Source organism: Mesorhizobium sp. M0830, assembly GCF_040319965.1.
GTDB lineage: Bacteria > Pseudomonadota > Alphaproteobacteria > Rhizobiales > Rhizobiaceae > Mesorhizobium.
In genome coordinates, this window is the sequence record NZ_JAMYOR010000021.1 from 83646 (window position 1) to 99727 (window position 16082).

Annotated in this window: 16 protein-coding genes; 7 read left to right on the forward strand and 9 right to left on the reverse strand. The window is 62.6% G+C overall.

Features of this window, described 5'->3' with window-relative positions; genetic code table 11:
• From NKI20_RS15205 to NKI20_RS15235, 7 genes are all read right to left on the reverse strand, one after another.
• Entirely contained in the window at nucleotides 1-1368 is a 1368-nt protein-coding gene (locus NKI20_RS15205; RefSeq protein ID WP_352831655.1) for a xanthine dehydrogenase family protein molybdopterin-binding subunit, read from the reverse strand.
• 126 nt (nucleotides 1369-1494) lie between these two features.
• Nucleotides 1495-1977 (reverse strand): (2Fe-2S)-binding protein, encoded by a 483-nt coding sequence (locus NKI20_RS15210; protein ID WP_352831657.1) that lies wholly within the window; start codon nucleotides 1975-1977, stop codon nucleotides 1495-1497.
• Between the two features lie 56 nt (nucleotides 1978-2033).
• Complete coding sequence (locus NKI20_RS15215) at nucleotides 2034-2825, reverse strand: FAD binding domain-containing protein (RefSeq protein ID WP_352831659.1); 792 nt, start codon at nucleotides 2823-2825, stop codon at nucleotides 2034-2036.
• Nucleotides 2826-2838: 13 nt separating this feature from the next.
• Nucleotides 2839-3282 (reverse strand): SRPBCC family protein, encoded by a 444-nt coding sequence (locus NKI20_RS15220; RefSeq protein WP_352831661.1) that lies wholly within the window; start codon nucleotides 3280-3282, stop codon nucleotides 2839-2841.
• A 121-nt stretch (nucleotides 3283-3403) separates the two neighbouring features.
• Nucleotides 3404-4231, reverse strand: coding sequence for a helix-turn-helix domain-containing protein (locus NKI20_RS15225; RefSeq protein ID WP_352729053.1), 828 nt, complete (start codon nucleotides 4229-4231; stop codon nucleotides 3404-3406).
• A 326-nt stretch (nucleotides 4232-4557) separates the two neighbouring features.
• Nucleotides 4558-5556: an ABC transporter permease gene (locus tag NKI20_RS15230; RefSeq protein ID WP_352831682.1), complete on the reverse strand. Its 999-nt coding sequence runs from the start codon at nucleotides 5554-5556 to the stop codon at nucleotides 4558-4560.
• A gap of 39 nt (nucleotides 5557-5595) precedes the next feature.
• Nucleotides 5596-6336 (reverse strand): ATP-binding cassette domain-containing protein, encoded by a 741-nt coding sequence (locus NKI20_RS15235; protein WP_352486338.1) that lies wholly within the window; start codon nucleotides 6334-6336, stop codon nucleotides 5596-5598.
• Nucleotides 6337-6830: 494 nt separating this feature from the next.
• On the opposite strand from NKI20_RS15235, the gene NKI20_RS15240 reads away from it, so the two are divergent.
• On the forward strand, nucleotides 6831-7820 hold the full coding sequence (locus tag NKI20_RS15240; RefSeq protein WP_023756907.1) for a sugar-binding protein: 990 nt from the start codon (nucleotides 6831-6833) through the stop codon (nucleotides 7818-7820).
• A 179-nt stretch (nucleotides 7821-7999) separates the two neighbouring features.
• On the forward strand, nucleotides 8000-8782 hold the full coding sequence (locus tag NKI20_RS15245) for a FadR/GntR family transcriptional regulator (protein ID WP_023756908.1): 783 nt from the start codon (nucleotides 8000-8002) through the stop codon (nucleotides 8780-8782).
• Between the two features lie 18 nt (nucleotides 8783-8800).
• Here NKI20_RS15245 and NKI20_RS15250 read toward each other — a convergent pair whose 3' ends face one another.
• Nucleotides 8801-9739 carry an NAD(P)-dependent oxidoreductase gene (locus NKI20_RS15250; protein ID WP_352831664.1) on the reverse strand — a complete coding sequence of 313 codons (939 nt, stop codon included), beginning with the start codon at nucleotides 9737-9739 and terminating at the stop codon, nucleotides 8801-8803.
• A 119-nt stretch (nucleotides 9740-9858) separates the two neighbouring features.
• Here NKI20_RS15250 and NKI20_RS15255 point away from each other — a divergent pair, with 119 nt between their 5' ends.
• Together NKI20_RS15255 and NKI20_RS15260 are read left to right on the forward strand one after the other, a co-directional pair.
• Nucleotides 9859-10755 carry an NAD-dependent epimerase/dehydratase family protein gene (locus NKI20_RS15255; protein WP_352831666.1) on the forward strand — a complete coding sequence of 299 codons (897 nt, stop codon included), beginning with the start codon at nucleotides 9859-9861 and terminating at the stop codon, nucleotides 10753-10755.
• Between the two features lie 103 nt (nucleotides 10756-10858).
• A complete protein-coding gene (locus NKI20_RS15260) occupies nucleotides 10859-11635 on the forward strand; it encodes a FadR/GntR family transcriptional regulator (protein ID WP_352831668.1) in 777 nt (258 codons plus the stop codon).
• Between the two features lie 16 nt (nucleotides 11636-11651).
• On the opposite strand, the gene NKI20_RS15265 is transcribed toward NKI20_RS15260, so the two are convergent.
• Nucleotides 11652-11990: a DUF3175 domain-containing protein gene (locus NKI20_RS15265; protein WP_502898113.1), complete on the reverse strand. Its 339-nt coding sequence runs from the start codon at nucleotides 11988-11990 to the stop codon at nucleotides 11652-11654.
• Between the two features lie 124 nt (nucleotides 11991-12114).
• Here NKI20_RS15265 and NKI20_RS15270 point away from each other — a divergent pair, with 124 nt between their 5' ends.
• From NKI20_RS15270 to NKI20_RS15280, 3 genes are all read left to right on the forward strand, one after another.
• Nucleotides 12115-13344, forward strand: a complete 1230-nt coding sequence (locus NKI20_RS15270; protein ID WP_352831672.1) for an MFS transporter — start codon at nucleotides 12115-12117, stop codon at nucleotides 13342-13344.
• A gap of 158 nt (nucleotides 13345-13502) precedes the next feature.
• Complete coding sequence (gntR, locus tag NKI20_RS15275) at nucleotides 13503-14531, forward strand: HTH-type transcriptional regulator GntR (RefSeq protein WP_352831674.1); 1029 nt, start codon at nucleotides 13503-13505, stop codon at nucleotides 14529-14531.
• Nucleotides 14532-14837: 306 nt separating this feature from the next.
• Entirely contained in the window at nucleotides 14838-15965 is a 1128-nt protein-coding gene (locus NKI20_RS15280) for a sugar ABC transporter substrate-binding protein (protein WP_352831676.1), read from the forward strand.
• Nucleotides 15966-16082 lie beyond the last annotated feature (117 nt).

The following is a 16082-nucleotide window of genomic DNA, read 5'->3' on the forward strand; positions in this document are numbered from 1 at the left end:
TCAAACTCCCTTCACGTAGGAGGACATCGCCATGAATTTCTCCGCCACCGGCCAGTTGGCAGCGCGCGAGGCTTCCTGCATGCACTCGATCAGGGCGGCCCCTTCGGTCGGCTGGCGGTGCGCCTTCATGTCGCCGTCGCGATAGGCGTTGATGAAGCGGAATTCGAGCGGATCCATGCCGATCAGCCGCGCCAGCTTGTCCATCTGCACCTCCAGCGCGAAGTCGCCGATGGTGACGCCGAAGCCGCGCATGGCGGAGGAAGGCGTGCGGTTGGTATAGACGCAGTAGGTGTCGATCCAGACATTGGGGATGGTGTAAGGACCGGGATAGTGCCCGGCACCCTTCTGCGCACCATAGGGCGAGTGGCGCGAATAGGCGCCGGCGTCGGTGTAGCCGATGACCTTGCGGGCGACGATGCGGCCGTCCTTCATGACGCCGTCCTTGATGACGATTTTTTCGGCGGCGCGAGGTGACGATATCTGCATCTCCTCTTCGCGGCTGTAAATAAAACAGACTGGTCGTCCTGTTAGCTTGGCGCCGAGGATGGCGATCGGCTCGACGATGACGTCGACCTTGCCGCCAAAGCCGCCGCCGACGGTGCCGCCGACGAAATGCAATTTGCTGCCCGGCATCTGCAGGATGATCGATGTGTTGTCGAGGGTGAAGAACATCGCCTGCGTGTTGGTGTAGCAGGTGAAGCGGTCATTGCCCTCGGGTACCACCACGCAGCCCGTCGTTTCGGTGGGCGCGTGTTCGATCGGCGAGGACTGATAGCTCTGCTCTAGGATGTGATCTGCGCCGGCGAAGCCCGCCTCGACGTCGCCGAAGCGCACTTTGCGACACTCGCCGCTGTCATAGAGGTAGTAGTTCTGGCCGTGGTACTCATTGACCAGCGGCGCGCCGGGCTTCAGCGCCTCCTCCATGTCGAAGACAGCCGGCAGAACCTCATAGTCGACCTTGACCTTGGCGACAGCCTCTTGTGCGGCGCGCTCGGTCTCGGCCAGCACGGCGACCACGGCCTCGCCCTTCCAGCGCACCTTGCCATCGGCCAGCACGGTCTCGTCCTCAGGTCCGATCTGGATCAGGATCAGGATGGTGTAGACATTGTGCGGCACGTCCTTGGCGGTCAGCACTCTGACGACGCCCGGATGCTTCTCGGCTTCCGACGTGTCGATCGAGCGGATGCGGGCATGGTGATGCGGGCTGCGCACCATCTTCAGATGCAGCATGCCGGGGAAATTGCGGTCGGCGAAAAAGGCGGTCTTGCCGGTGACATGGCCGGGCGAATCCGAGCGCGGCCTTGGCTGGCCGATCTCATGCAGATCGTCCTTGCGGACATCGGCGAAGTAGTTCTTGCGCAGTTCCATTCTTTTGTTCCCTCAGAGCATGATGCCGAAAAGTGTGAAGCGGTTTTCGGACGACATCATGCTCTATCTCTTTGATTTAGAGGCGGATTCAGATTTCAGGTCGAATCGACCTGAAATCATCCGGCTCTAGGCCGCGTTCTGAGAGTTGGACCACGCGGCGGTCAGCACCGCCTGGATGATCGGCTCGTAGCCGGTGCAGCGGCAGATGTTGCCCGACAGCGCCTCGACCACCTCGTCGCGGCTGGGATTGGGCGTGTGGTCGAGCAGCACCTTGGCGGCCATGATCATGCCGGGCGTGCAGAAGCCGCATTGCGTGGCGAAGGCCTCGAGAAAGGCGCGCTGCAGCGGGTGCAGCACGCCGCTTTCCGAAAGCCCCGCCGTGGTGGTGATGACGGTGCCATTGCAGGTCTCGGCCAGCGTCAGGCAGGACAGCCGGAGTTCGCCGTCGATGATGACCGAGCAGGCGCCGCAGGTGCCTTGATGGCAACCGCCTTTCGGCGAGGTGTCGCCGATCTTGTCGCGCAAGGCGTGCAGCAGCGTCGTGCCGCTGTCGACGAATTCGGCCTTCTCCGAGCCGTTGAGCGTGAACTGAACCGGAACCTTCGCCATGTTTTTCCTCCCAGCGCGCCTGCCCCGCAGGGCAAGCGCGCGCCCCCGACAGGTTATTAGCCGAGCAGCAGCCGGCCGAGATGGACCGGCAGCACTTCAGCGCGATACCAGGCGCTGGCAATCGGATCGGTTGCCGGCGAGGTGCCGTGGTTGACTGCCGCCAAGGCCGGCGCGATGCCGTCCTTGGTCAGGCTTCGGCCGATCAGAGCGTTTTCGGCTGCTTTGGCACGCATTGGCCGGTCGGCCATGCAGCCCAGCGCAATCCGCGCCGAAGACACGGTGCCATCCGGCGCCAGTTGCAGAACGGCGGCGATGCTGAGCACCGAGACGCCCTTGGGCTTGACCCGCGACACTTTCAGGAAACGGAAACTGTCGGCTTTCGGCAGCGCGAAGCTCACGGAGGCGACGATGGCGCTGCCGCCCCGATTGGCCAGGAAGATCTCTATTGGCGCTTCGTCGTCATCGGTGCCGACAATGGCGTCGAGCGCCAGCAGGGCAACAGCGAAATCGCCATAGGGAGCCGGCGCAAACAGATTGCCGCCGACGGTCGCCATGTTGCGGACTGCCGGGCCACCAACGGCGCGGGCGGCCTTGGCAAGGGCGCCGAGGTCCGGATGGCGGGCTATCGCCGCCATGGTCACCGAAGCGCCGATGCGGACCTTGCCGCCGGCAACCGCGATGGTGGACAAAGATGGCTCTGTCGACCTGACAAAGCCGGAGACCGAAACATCGCCCTCGTTAGCCGCGCGGACCACGAGCGTTCCGCCACCGAGATAGCGCGTGCCAGCGGCTTTCAGCGCCGCGTTGGCGTCCTTCACCGTTACAAAGGTCTGCAGTGCTAGCGCCATGGTTTGGCTCCTGTCAGCTCTGGCCGGCGAAGTGGCTCTTCAGGGCATTGAAGCCGCCCTGGAAGACATTCGCCCCCATGCCCTCGGCCAGCTTGTCGGCTTCTTCTGGCGCGGCGTCGAAGCTGGCGGTCCATTCGGCATAGGTGCGGTCGCCATCGGTAACGCGCCGCAATTGCAGCGTCGCCTTGTGGTTGGTCAGCGGCTGCGGCGTCTCGAGGATCGAATAGCTGACGTGGAAATCCTGGTCGGAGAAGTCGAGCAGCTTTTCGCGCAGGCGCGCGCCACTGATGAGCTGAAGATTGCGCACGCAGCCTATCGTCGAAGCGTCCTTGCCGTCCTCGATATGGCTTTCGACCATGCGCGGATGCCAGCTTGGCAATTCGTTGAAATCGCGTATGCGAGCCCAGACTTTTTCGACCGGCGCGTCGATGACGCTGGAGATGGTGACTTTGGCCATATCGATATTCCCTTGCAAATGCGGCAGCTGGGCAAGGGTAAGGCGGCCATCCCGGGGATGCTTATCAATGCGTCTTGAACGCCTATCAAGGAGTCTGAAAAAGGGTGGCGGCGCCGTTGGTTCAGGCGATGGCTCGCGCGGCCTCACGATAGACCGTCGGCGGCACGCCGACATGGTCGCGGAAGAAGCGCGAGAAATTGCCCTGCGTGGTGAAGCCGAGATTGCACGCGACCGAGATCAGCGGCTCCTGCGACCACTGCAACTGCCGCACCGCTTCCTCCATGCGCAGCGTGTTCCAGTAGACGTTGGGCGTCAGATTGGTCTGTTCCTTGAACAGAGCGAAGAAATGCGGCCGCGACAGGCCGACGCTGCGCGCCACTTCGTCGAAGCAGATGCGCTCGCAGACATTGGCTTTCATCAGCTGGATCGCCTTGCGGACCCGGAAGTCCTGCATGGTGTTGATGCGGACACGCACCTCCTGCGGCGCCGAGGCGTCGGCGGCATCGAGCACCGAGTCGATGAAACGCTCGATCTCGTAGTTGGCGATGTCGTCGATGCTCTCATTATCGCTGAGATGGTCGAGCAGATTGGCGGCGGCCTGATGCAGCCAAGGTTCGAGCGTGATCGCGGCTTGTGAAAACAGTGGCGCGGACGAGGGCAGGTCGCGGCGGCGCCGCGCCCAATCCGGATCGATGTAGAAGGCGAGAAACAGACCGGGCGTCCTGTTTTGCGACAGAACATGGCTGTGCGGCTGGAAGGAGTTGATGCCGGCGGCGGTGCAGGGGCCAAGCCGTACGGTCTCTCGGCCGATGGTCATCTCCCCGGCCGTGCCTTCCAGCCAGATGATCAGATGCGCCTCGACATGGGCATGGGTGACGAAGTCGCTTGCGACATTGAGGACAGAAACATGTCCGAACCGGCCCCAGTAGAGCCTGATCGCTTCCGTCATGGTATATCCTCCCGCAGACGAATGGCCTCCCTTCGCCTGCATCGGGATAGTGCGGCTGAGTTCGGGGCCGCGTCAAGACGCGGGGCTGCGACGAAGGTGGATGGCGGTCGATGCCGGCGGATTTTCAGACTGAGCGATAGGTTTCCCCTTCTCCCACAAGGGAAGAAGGGAAGAACGCCCTCTCAAACCGAAGCCGTCAGCGCAAGCCGCCCATCGAGGCTGAACAGGGCGTTTGCCACAGACTGTTTTGTCGTTTGACCATGATCTCTGGGCAAACAGTTCCGTTTGTCCGAGAAAACCGGTTTCCACTTTTCGGGATCATGGTCTTAATCGCTGCGGCGGAAATTGCGGATGCGGTCGAACAGCACCGCCAGCAGGATGGCGCCGCCGATGAACACGCCTTGCCAGAAGGCATTGATGCCGAGGAGGCCAAGACTGTTGCGGATGACTTCGATCAGGGCCGCGCCGACGATGGCGCCGAAGGCGGTGCCGACGCCACCAGCCAGATTGGCGCCGCCGATGACAGTGGCGGCGATCACCTGCAGTTCCATGCCGGTGCCGAGATTGGTGGTGACGGCGCCCAGCCAGCCCGTCTGGATGATGCCGGCAATGCCTGCCGACAGCGCCGAGATCATGTAGACGGCAACCTTGATCTTGCGCACCGGCACGCCGGTCAGTGTCGCCGCATGCTCATTGCCGCCAATGGCGAAGATGTGGCGGCCGAACTTGGTCCAGCGCAGGATGAAGCCGGTGATCAGCGCCAGAAGGATCATGTAGAGAACCGGATTGGCGATGCCGAACACCCAGGCGCCGCCGCCCAATGCCAGCAGTTTGGCGTGGTCTGGCCCGAACTGGAAGACGACTGTGTTGTTGGAGGCGACCATCGCCAGGCTGCGGGCGATCGACAGCACACCGAGCGTTACCACGAATGGTGGAAAGCCAAGATAGGCGATCAGGATGCCGTTGAAGGCGCCGATGGCGAGCGCGGTTGCGATAGAGGCCAGAATGCCGACCTCGATCGAGTAGCCGGCATGCATAGTGACGGCCAAAATCATCGACGACAGGCAAAGCACCGAGCCGACCGACAGGTCGATGCCGCCGGTGATGATGACGAAGGTCATGCCGAGCGCGATGATGGCGACGAAGGTGATGTTGCGGGTGATGTTGTAGAGGTTCTTCGACGTGGCGAAGGCGTCGGTGGCAAACGATAGGAACACGCACGCAAGGATGACGGAGATCACCACCCAGAAAGTCTGGCTGGCAAGCAACCTTGCCGGCAAGGATTGCTGCTTGTGCTCGATCGGCTGGTCAATTGTCAGTGCCATCATCGACCTTCATTTGCTGTCATAGTGAAAAGCTTGAAATCAAACCTGTTCGATGGCGCCGGTGATCAGCCCGGTGACTTCCTCGGGCGAACTCGACGCAATCGTCTTGTCGGCGACCTTGCGGCCGCGCCGCATGACGATAACGCGGTCGGCGACTGTGAAGACATCGGGCATGCGGTGACTGATCAGCACCACGGCGATGCCCTGGTCGCGCAAATGGCGGATCAGGTTCAGCACCTCGGCGACCTGGCGCACCGAAATTGCGGCCGTCGGTTCGTCCATCAGCACGATCTTGGCCTGCGACAGCATGGTGCGGGCAATCGCCACCGCCTGGCGCTGGCCACCCGACATCTGCTTGACGAGGTCGCGCGGACGGGTCTCGGACTTCAATTCGGCGAAGAGCTGGCCTGCGCGCTTGTACATCGTCGCATAATCGAGGATGCGGAGCGGCCCTAGGCCGCGGCGCAATTCGCGGCCGAGATAGACATTCGCCGCCGCGGTCAGATTGTTGCAGAGCGCCAGATCCTGGTGGACGATCTCGATGCCGTGCTGGCGGGCTTCCGCCGGCTTGTGCAGGATCAACTCCTTGCCGTCCATTCGCATGGTGCCATGGCTCGGGCGGAAATTGCCGGCGATCATCTTGACCAGCGTCGACTTGCCGGCGCCGTTGTCGCCCATCAGGCCGACCACCTGTCCGGGCTCGATCGACAACGACACGTCATTGACCGCCTGGATGGCGCCGAAATGCCTTGAGATGTTGGTGAGTTCGAGAACCGCCACCAGCCTTAACCTCCCCGTGCCTTGCCTGCTTTTCCGGTGGACCGGGCGCAGCTTTCGCCACGCTTTTCCAGCTCCTCCCGGAAACAGCGCTGACCTGCATCTACGCGAATGCCTGCGCAGGCGTCAATTGTCAGACGAATAAGAATTGGCGATAGTCATGGAAATGCGGCCGGAGGCTGTTGCGGGACGGGGTTGAATCTTTCGAAAAATCAGTTTTGTAGGACAAATGGCATTGACGTTGGCCGCGAGCCGAGATTAGCTGAGCATCGGAGGACTAAATTAATATACCGATCCCATGCCGGCCTGCCGCGCGGGATCATCGGGAGGATTGTCGGTCGTTGCCAGTCAGTTTTCGATCTGGCCGACCGAAATGAAAATACTTATCGGCCTGGCGTATGACATGAGCGCTCGCACAACGACCCTCTGTCATCACGCATCCGGTCGATCTGTGTGGCGGGCACGCCGTGTCCGTCTGTTTCCAAGGGAGGACTGACATGAGGAAAACACTTTTGCTCGCCGCCGTCGCCGCCATGGCGCTTGGCGCCGGGCCGGCTTTGGCCAAGAAACAGCTCGTCATTGTCGTGAAAGGTCTCGACAATCCGTTCTTCGAAGCCATTCACCAGGGCTGCGAGAAATGGAACAAGGAAAACGCCAGCTCGGAATATGAGTGCTTCTACACCGGTCCGGCGTCGACTTCCGATGAAGCCGGCGAGGCGCAGATCGTCCAGGACATGCTGAGCAAGGCCGACACGGTGGCGATGGCAATTTCGCCGTCCAACGCGCCACTGATCGCGCAGACGATCAAGACCGCCAACCCGACGATCCCGATCATGACCGTCGATGCGGATCTCAGCAAGGAAGATGCAGCACTTCGCAAGACCTATCTCGGCACCGACAACTATCTGATGGGCAAGAAGATCGGCGAGTACATCAAGAAGGGCAAGCCGAATGGCGGCACGATCTGCACCATTGAAGGCAACCCGGCTGCCGACAACATCCTGCGTCGTGCGCAGGGCATGCGTGATGCGCTTTCGGGCAAGGACGGCCTCGCCGCACTTGCCGGTGAAGGTGGCTGGACCGAAGTTGCAGGCTGCCCGGTGTTCACCAATGACGACGGCGCCAAGGGCGTACAGGCGATGACCGACATCCTCGCCGCAAACCCCAAGCTCGACGCCTTCGGCATCATGGGCGGCTGGCCGCTGTTCGGCGCGCCGCAGCCCTATCGCGATCTGTTCGGACCGCTCAAGGACCGGATAGCCAGCAACGACTTCGTCATCGGTGCCGCCGACACGATCGGCGACGAGGTGGCGATCGCCCGTGACGGCCTCGTGACCGCGCTGGTCGGTCAGCGGCCGTTCGAAATGGGCTACAAGGCGCCGTCGGTGATGATCGACCTCATCGAAGGCAAGGCCGTCGCCGATCCGGTGTTCACCGGCCTCGACGAATGCACCAAGGATACTGTCGACACCTGCATCCAGAAGTAGGTTCTCGATTTCGGGGCGCTCGGCAACGGGCGCCCCGTCACTTCCTGAATTGGACGCAATGGTTGGGGCGACAGGCGCCGGCTTTGGCGCGTCCATAGTTTGGATTTTTCGGCAAGATCGGCGCACCGTGCAGGTTCGGGCCAGTCCGGACGTCAGACAGCCGACGCATTGGAACGTGGATGCCGGACGAGAAGTCAAAAGAGCGAGCCGATCGGACCAAGGCACAAGCCAGCCGCCGTACGGCCGTCATGCGAACGGGTGGTGCGGCGCACTTCGCAGGGGCGAGCGTGCATGTCTCGCTGGCCGGCGAGATTGGCTTGCGGATCGTGCGCGGCGACTATCCGCCCGGCACTATCCTGCCCAATGAGGCCAAATGGGCCGAGATATTCAATGTCAGCCGTTCGGCGGTGCGCGAAGCCATCAAGATGCTGATGGCGAAAAGCCTTTTGGCATCGCGCCCCAAGATCGGCAGTTGGGTCGAGCCGAAGGAGCGCTGGAACCTGCTCGACCGTGACGTGCTGGCCTGGTACGCGACCGCGCCTGACCGCGAGGCTTTTCTGCGCACCGTACAGGAGTTCCGCCACATCATCGAGCCCGAGGCGTCGGCCTTTGCCGCCGTGCGGCGCAGCGACCAGCAGATGGAGGAGATCAGTCAGGCCTGCCGCGACATGAACGAGGCCCTGAGCCTGCAGGACCGTATCCGCGCCGACACGCGCTTTCATCTCGCTATCCTGCGCGCCTCCGGCAACGACCTTTTGGTGCCGCTCGGCGTTCTGATCGAGTCAGCGCTCGACCATCTCTTCGCGTTCACAACGCAGCAGGTCGGTGATCAGCGGCAGGCACAGAAACTGCATGAGGCGATCGAGAAGAACATCCGCCTGCGGCGTCCGGTAGCCGCGCGCAGTGCCGTGCACAAGCTGCTTGAAAACACCGACGACGGGATCGGGCGATCAAGGCGGTGACTGGCGCCTTTGGACGGCTCAGATCGTCTGCTTCTTGCCGTCCTTGGTCGGCATCAGGTCGACGCCGTTGATCTTGCCGATATGCGTCGCCAGCATCGGCACGAATTGCTCGGCAGGGCTGGTGGCATGGGCGCCGGCGAAGGAGTTCTTGGTGGCGTTGCCGAGCGGATTGGCGATGCCGGCCGCCCCCGCCATCGATTCCAGATAGGTCAGGTCCTTGAAGGCGTTGGCGATCGAGAATTTGTGGGCGTCGCGGTCGCCCTCCAGCGTCCAGCGCATGAAGGTCTGGTAAAAGCCGCAATCCATGCGGCCATTGCGGATGACGCTGTCGAAGCGCGGCGGCGAGATGCCGACCTTCTCAGCCAGCGCCAATGCCTCGGAATAGATCGCGGCGTAGCCGAGCGAGATGAAATTATTGAGCAGTTTCATGCGGTGGCCGTCGCCGGTGTCGCCGATATGGACGATGCGGCCGGCCCAGGTTTCGATCACCGGTTTCACCCTGGCAAAGAGGGCGTCCGGCGCGCCGACCATGGCGTCGAGCGTGCCTTCCCAGGCTTCCTTCGGCGTGCGGCTCAGCGGCGCGTCGACAAAATCGATGCCGAGCGCCTTCAGTTCCGCTGCCAGTGCCACCGTCGAGACAGGATCTGAGGTCGAGCAATCGATCACGACCGAGCCTTCCTTCAAGCCCTCCTTGAGGCCGCCGGGGCCGCGAATGATGGCTTCGACCTCGCGTGAGCCGGTGACGCAGATGAAGACGATTGTCGATGCCGCCGCCACATCGCGCGGTGTCGATGCTTCCTTCGCACCTCGACCGAGCAGGTCTTCCGCCGGCTTGCGGTTCTTGCGGCCGAGAAAGGTCAGGGCGTAGCCCTTGTCGACGATGTTCTTGGCGATGCCGTGTCCCATCAGGCCAAGGCCGATGAAGCCGATCTTTTCGCTCGCGGCGGTCGTATTCATGTCTTCAAGTCCTGTTGCAATGATTGATGATCGGCGCTGCCGTTTTGCGGGCGAGGGCGGTTGCGGATCGCGGTATTGTCTGACAATACACATAAATTCCAGAGGATGTGGAGAGCAAAATGGCGAAGCGGATCATGTTCACCGGCGGCAGCGGCAAGGCCGGACGCCATGTCGTGCAGTATCTGGTGGAGCAGGGCTGTCAGGTGCTCAACATCGACACCAAGCCGCTCGACAACCCCAAGGTGCGTACGCTGATCACCGACATCACCGACAGCGGGCAGGTGTTCAATGCGCTGTCGAGCTACATGGGCCTGCATGAATTCGACCCATCGCTGCGCCCCCAGCCGGTCGATGCCGTGGTCCATTTCGCCGCCATTCCGCGCATCATGATCACCACCGACAATGAGGTGTTCCGTATCAATGCGCTCGGCACCTACAACGTCATCGAGGCGGCGGTGAAGCTCGGCATCCCCAAGGTGGTGATCGCCTCCAGCGAAACGACCTATGGCCTGGTTTTCGCCAACGAGCCGCGCGATCCCAAATATTTCCCGCTCGACGAGGAGTACGACGTCGATCCGATGGACAGCTATGCGCTGTCCAAGGTGGTCAACGAGAAGACGGCACGCGCGTTCGCACAGCGCAACGGCACCGATATCTACGCCTTGCGCATTGGCAACGTCATCGAGCCGCATGAATATTCGCTGTTTCCGAAATGGTTCGCCGATCCCGGTTTCCGCAAGCGCATCGCCTGGAGTTATGTCGATGCGCGCGACCTCGGCCAGATAACGTTGCGCGCCATCGAGAAGGACGGCCTCGGCTACCAGGTGTTCAACGCCGCCAACGATGACACCTCGTCCGATCTGCCGACCGCCGAACTCTTGAAGCGTTTCTACCCCGGCGTGCCGGTCAAAACCGAACTCGGCGAATACGAAACGCTGCTCTCCAACCGCAAGGCGCGCGAGATGCTGGGTTTCCGCCCGGAGCATAGCTGGCGCAAATACGTCACGACGGCCTGAACCACGAGAGCAACTGGGCTGATCTGTGCACAGCGCCCGGCTTTGCGGCCCAAGCCGCTTGCCGCGCTTGACAGCACCCCTCAATCCGGACTTTCTGGAATCCATGCGGGATGCGAAGCCGAACAAGGAAAAATCGCCAGCGAAAGCGGCTTCCACCGAGCGTTCCGCCGGCATTCGCCGACCCGACGCGGCGCGCATTCCAGGCTCGAGCGTTCATGCCTCGCTGGCCAGCGAGATTGGCCTCAGGATCGTGCGTGGCGACTATCCGCCCGGTACGATCCTGCCGAATGAAGCGAAATGGTCCGAGACCTTCAGCGTCAGCCGCTCGGCGGTGCGTGAAGCGATCAAGATGCTGATGGCCAAGGGCCTGCTGGCCTCACGCCCCAAGATCGGCAGCTGGGTCGAGCCGAAGGAACGCTGGAACCTGCTCGATCGCGATGTGCTGGCCTGGTACGCGACGTCGCCGGATCGCGAAGTGTTCCTGAAGACCGTGCAGGAGTTCCGCCATATCATCGAGCCGGAAGCGACCGCCTTTGCCGCGATGCGGCGGACCGACGAACAGATGGCCGAGATCAGCCAGGCATGCCGGGAGATGGGCGAGGCGGCCAGTCTGCAGGATCGCACCCGCGCCGACACCCGCTTTCACCTCGCCATCCTGCGTGCCTCGGGCAACGACCTTCTGGTGCCGCTCGGCGTGCTGATCGAATCCGCCTTCGATCATCTCTTTGCCTATACGACGCGGGAGATCGACGATCTCAATCATGCGCAGAAGCTGCATGAGGCAATCGAGAAGAACATTCGGCTGCAACGCCCGGATGCGGCGCGCAACGCGGTGCGCAAATTGTTGGCGAACACCGACGGTGTCATCCGCGCCCGATAGGGCCTTTCGGCCGCCGCTAATCGTCTTTCTCACGCCCAAAGGCGGCGCGCAGCTCGTCCTTGGCGTCCTCAAGTACCTTCTTGCGCTCGGCGGGCAGGTTCTTGCCGGCGCGGTTGATGTAGAAGTTCAGCATCGACATGGCTGACTGGAACGGTCCGGCCTTGCGCCGGTGGCTGTGTTCGGCGGATCGCTTGAGCGAGGCGGCGATCTTCTTGGCGTCGTCGGATTCGAAGACGTGGTCCTCGAGATCCAACGCATCGCTGTGCTCGGTCACGTCGGCCGACCATTTTTTCTTCGCGGTCACGGCAGGACTCCTTGTCCAGGGTGCTGGCCGGGAAACTCCGCACATTGGCATCGGTTCCCACTTCCCCTGGCTCTGGAGCCACGGATTTGCCCGCTGTGGCGCTGCTGCGGCTTGAGAATGGGTCGATACTGGGCGCAAAACGGCGGCCGAGCGGAGATCGCCGACAGGAAACGCATTGGCCCGAACCGACAGCACTCAGCCGAGCCCCGGCATCGACAGCTCCTATGCCTGGATGCGGCTCGCCATCTCGATGCTGCTGGCGACGATCGGTGCCGTCGGCATGTGGGCGGTTGTCGTGGTGCTGCCCGCCGTGCAGGCCGAGTTCGGCGTCGACCGCGCCGCGGCGTCCATGCCCTACACCGCGACCATGGTCGGCTTTGCCGCCGGCAACGTGCTGATCGGCCGCGCCATCGACCGTATGGGCTACTGGGTCCCGGCGCTGCTCTCTTCGATTGCGCTCTCCGCCGGCCTCCTGCTCGCGGCGCTGTCGACCTCGATCCTGCAGTTCACCCTTGCCCAAGGGCTGCTGATCGGCGTCGGTACATCGGTGATCTTCGGGCCGCTGATCGCCGATATCTCGCACTGGTTCAACCGCCGGCGCGGTGTCGCGGTGACCGCGGCGGCCGCCGGCAACTACCTTGCCGGGGCGTTCTGGCCGACCATCATGCCGACACTCATGAAAGCGGAGGGCTGGCGTTTCACCTATGCGGCCATCGGCATCTTCTGCCTGGTGACCATGGTGCCGCTGGTGCTGATGCTGCGGCGCGGTGCCCCGGCGGCGGCAGCCGCAGGTTCGCCCGGGAGCCGGCCGGTGCAGCCGATCTCGCTGTCGCCGGCGGCGTTGCAGGTGCTGCTGGTCGTCGCCGGCCTCGGCTGCTGCGTGGCGATGTCGATGCCGCAGGTGCATATCGTCGCCTATTGCATGGATCTCGGCTACGGCGTGGCACACGGCGCCGACATGCTGTCGATCATGATGGCAGGCGGCGTCGTCAGCCGGTTGGCATCGGGCTTTATTGCCGATCGCATCGGCGGCATGAAAACGCTCATGATCGGTTCGGTGTTGCAATGCCTGTCGCTGCTGTTCTACATCCCGTTCGACGGGCTTGCCTCGCTCTATGTGGTGTCGCTGGTATTCGGCCTGTCGCAAGGCGGCATCGTGCCTTGCTACGCCATCATCGTGCGCGACTACATGCCCGCCAAAGAGGCCGGGCAGCGCATCGGCATCGTCATGATGGCGACGATCTTCGGCATGGCGATCGGTGGCTGGATGTCGGGCTGGATCTACGACCTCACCGGTTCTTATGCCGCGGCGTTCCTGAACGGCATCGCCTGGAATTTGCTGAACATAGTGGCGATCGGCCTGTTGTTCTGGAAAGCACGGCGCAGCGCCGCCGTGATGGCCTGAAGGCTGGCAGGATTGTTGCCGTTGCTTGACAAGGACAACAGGCTGCGCGACGCCAGAAGGCGAGTGGGTGCGGCAAAGCGGGCCGGCGGGATGGTGACAGCAAAAACGATCGTATCGCGACCGCGCACTGCCAGGTGCATTCCCGAGCGAGCGCGTCCGTGATCAAGCCGCGCTCTCGCCGTGGCGGCGGCCGCCCGACAATATCGGATGTCGCACGCAAGGCCGGAGTCGGCGCCATCACCGTGTCGCGCGCCTTGCGCGAGCCGGAGCGTGTCTCGGAAGAGCTGCGTCGCCAGATCCAGGCCGCCGTCGACGAACTCGGCTATGTGCCGGACCCGAATGCGCGGGCGCTGGCTTCGGCGCGCGCCGAGGTGTTCGGTGTTCTGGTGCCGTCGCTCACCAACAACGTCTTTGCCGAGGTGGTGCGCGGCATCTATGACAGCCTGTCGGACAGCCCGTTCCGCATCCAACTCGGCAACACCCATTATTCCGGCCTCGAGGAAGAACGGCTGCTGCAGGTGTTCGGCTCGCAGCGGCCGGCAGCGCTGATCGTCGCCGGCATCGACCAGACACCAGTCTCGCGAAAGCTGCTGGAGAACGCCGGCTGCCCGGTGGTGCAGGTCATGGAAACCGGGCTAGATCCAGTCGACATGATGGTCGGCTTCTCGCATCTGGACGGCGGCAGGACGGCGACCGAACATCTGATCGAGGCCGGCTATCGCCGCATCGGCTTCATCGGAGCGCGCATGGATCCGCGCTCGCAGCGGCGCCTTGCCGGGTACCGCGCGGCGATGGAGGCGGCCGGGCTATTCGACCCGCGCCTCGTCACCACCACGCCGGTTCCGTCAAGCGTATCGCTCGGCCGCGAGATGTTCCGCGACGCACTGGCCAAGGTGTCGACACTCGACGCCGTCTTCTGCAACAATGACGACATCGCGCTCGGCGTGTTGTTCGAGTGTCATCGCGCCTCGATCTTGGTGCCGAAGACGATCGGTATCGTCGGTTTCAACGACCTCGACATGATGCAGGTGGCGTTTCCGTCGATCACCAGCATCCGCACCCATCGCTACGAGATCGGCCGGCGTGCGGTCGCCATGGCGCTGGCGGCGATCGCCGGCAACAGGCCAGAGCAACGGATCGTCGATCTCGGTTTCGAGCTCAAGCGCCGCGAAAGCACCGCCCGTTGAAACACACAAAGGCGACTGTGCGAATGCCGGTTTACAGGACAATTTGGTAGCGCTACCATTTTCCGCTGAACAGATGGGCGCGCAGCGGGTTGCGGCTGTTTATTATACATAAGCGACAACTAATTCTTGTTTATTATGGATAATATGATAGTTTCCGCCCGGCTGGCGGTGACAAGGGGAGGAACTGGGTCCGCCGTCACCGGCGACTAAAACGCGTATGCCAAGGCAAGGAGGTGCCGGCCCGATCGCGTCAATAATTTCGCATAGCGAAAACCACAATCAGAACTGCAACTGGGAGGAATATCGATGATCAAGTCACTTGTTGGTGGCATCGTTGCCGCCACTGCATTCGTCATGCTGAGCTCGTCGGCGATTGCCGCGGGCCCTGAAATCGTCAAGGGCCCGGCAGCGGAGCCGGATTGCTTCGCGCCCTGGGCCGCGGATACGCAGTTTTTCAAGTTTCCCAAAAAGGACGGCCCATACCGGATCGCGCTCGCCAATGGCTACATCGCCAACACCTGGCGCATCCAGATGATCCAGACCGCCAAGGCTTACGCAGCGCAAAAGGACGTCGCCGCCAAGTTGAAGGAATTCAAGGTGGTGTCGACCGGCGAGGATGTGCCGGCGCAGATTTCGGCGATCAACAACTTCATCGATTCCGGCTATGACGCCATTGTCGTCAACGCGCAGAACCCGACCGCTTTCGCGCCGGTCATCAAGCGCGCCAAGGAGGCCGGTGTCGTGCTGGTTGCTTTCGACAACATTCTCGACACCAAGGACGCCATCAACGTCAATGTCGATCAGAAGGGCCTCGGCGAACTTTGGGGCAAATGGCTGGTCGACCATATACCCGATGGCGGCAAGATACTTGAGGTGCGCGGTGTTGCTGGCACGTCGGTCGATACCGACCGCCACAATGGCATCCATGAGGTCTTCGATGCTTCGGGCAAGAAATGGGACGTCACCGAAGTCGCCGGCAAGTGGGATGATCCGACAGCGCAGAAGGTCACGGCTGACGCGATCGCCACCAATGGTCCGTTCGTCGGCATTACCGGCCAGGGGGGTGACACCGGCATCGTACAGGCGATGATCGACGCCAAGCATCCGTTTGTACCGTTCGGCGGCGAAACAGAGAACGGCTTCCGCAAATTCTGCTCCGCCCATGCAGCTGACGGGCTGAAATGCTCATCGGCCGGCACCGGCCCGGCCCAGGTGGCGGTCGCCATCAAGACGGCGATTGCCGCGCTTGAAGGCAATGTCGTGCCGCAATCGGTCAAACTGCCATTGGCGATCGTCGAGGATCCGAACTTCAAGGCCGGGCAGGATTTCTTCCCCGACCAGTCCGACAATTTCTTCGTCGGCAATTCCTTCCCGACCTGCGGCATCAATTTCACGGCGCAGGAAATCATGGGTCAGACCAAGGCTGACCAATAGGCTGCACAGCCGGGGGGCGGGGACCCCCCGGGCGGGGCCCCGGGGATGTTGGGGGGGGAAGTGGCGGGGGGGGGGGGGGGGGGCGGGCGGGTGGGGGGGGGGTTTACAAGAGAACAT

Excerpts from the sequence above, each read along its gene's own strand:
- NKI20_RS15230 (WP_352831682.1), bottom strand. The coding sequence starts at position 5,556 with ATGGCACTGACAATTGACCAGCCGATCGAGCACAAGCAGCAATCCTTG.
- NKI20_RS15205 (WP_352831655.1), bottom strand. The coding sequence starts at position 1,368 with ATGGAACTGCGCAAGAACTACTTCGCCGATGTCCGCAAGGACGATCTG.
- NKI20_RS15240 (WP_023756907.1), top strand. The coding sequence starts at position 6,831 with ATGAGGAAAACACTTTTGCTCGCCGCCGTCGCCGCCATGGCGCTTGGC.
- NKI20_RS15245 (WP_023756908.1), top strand. The coding sequence starts at position 8,000 with ATGCCGGACGAGAAGTCAAAAGAGCGAGCCGATCGGACCAAGGCACAA.
- NKI20_RS15215 (WP_352831659.1), bottom strand. The coding sequence starts at position 2,825 with ATGGCGCTAGCACTGCAGACCTTTGTAACGGTGAAGGACGCCAACGCG.
- NKI20_RS15250 (WP_352831664.1), bottom strand. The coding sequence starts at position 9,739 with ATGAATACGACCGCCGCGAGCGAAAAGATCGGCTTCATCGGCCTTGGC.
- NKI20_RS15225 (WP_352729053.1), bottom strand. The coding sequence starts at position 4,231 with ATGACGGAAGCGATCAGGCTCTACTGGGGCCGGTTCGGACATGTTTCT.
- NKI20_RS15280 (WP_352831676.1), top strand. The coding sequence starts at position 14,838 with ATGATCAAGTCACTTGTTGGTGGCATCGTTGCCGCCACTGCATTCGTC.
- NKI20_RS15210 (WP_352831657.1), bottom strand. The coding sequence starts at position 1,977 with ATGGCGAAGGTTCCGGTTCAGTTCACGCTCAACGGCTCGGAGAAGGCC.
- NKI20_RS15220 (WP_352831661.1), bottom strand. The coding sequence starts at position 3,282 with ATGGCCAAAGTCACCATCTCCAGCGTCATCGACGCGCCGGTCGAAAAA.
- NKI20_RS15255 (WP_352831666.1), top strand. The coding sequence starts at position 9,859 with ATGGCGAAGCGGATCATGTTCACCGGCGGCAGCGGCAAGGCCGGACGC.
- NKI20_RS15265 (WP_502898113.1), bottom strand. The coding sequence starts at position 11,990 with ATGCCAATGTGCGGAGTTTCCCGGCCAGCACCCTGGACAAGGAGTCCT.
- NKI20_RS15260 (WP_352831668.1), top strand. The coding sequence starts at position 10,859 with ATGCGGGATGCGAAGCCGAACAAGGAAAAATCGCCAGCGAAAGCGGCT.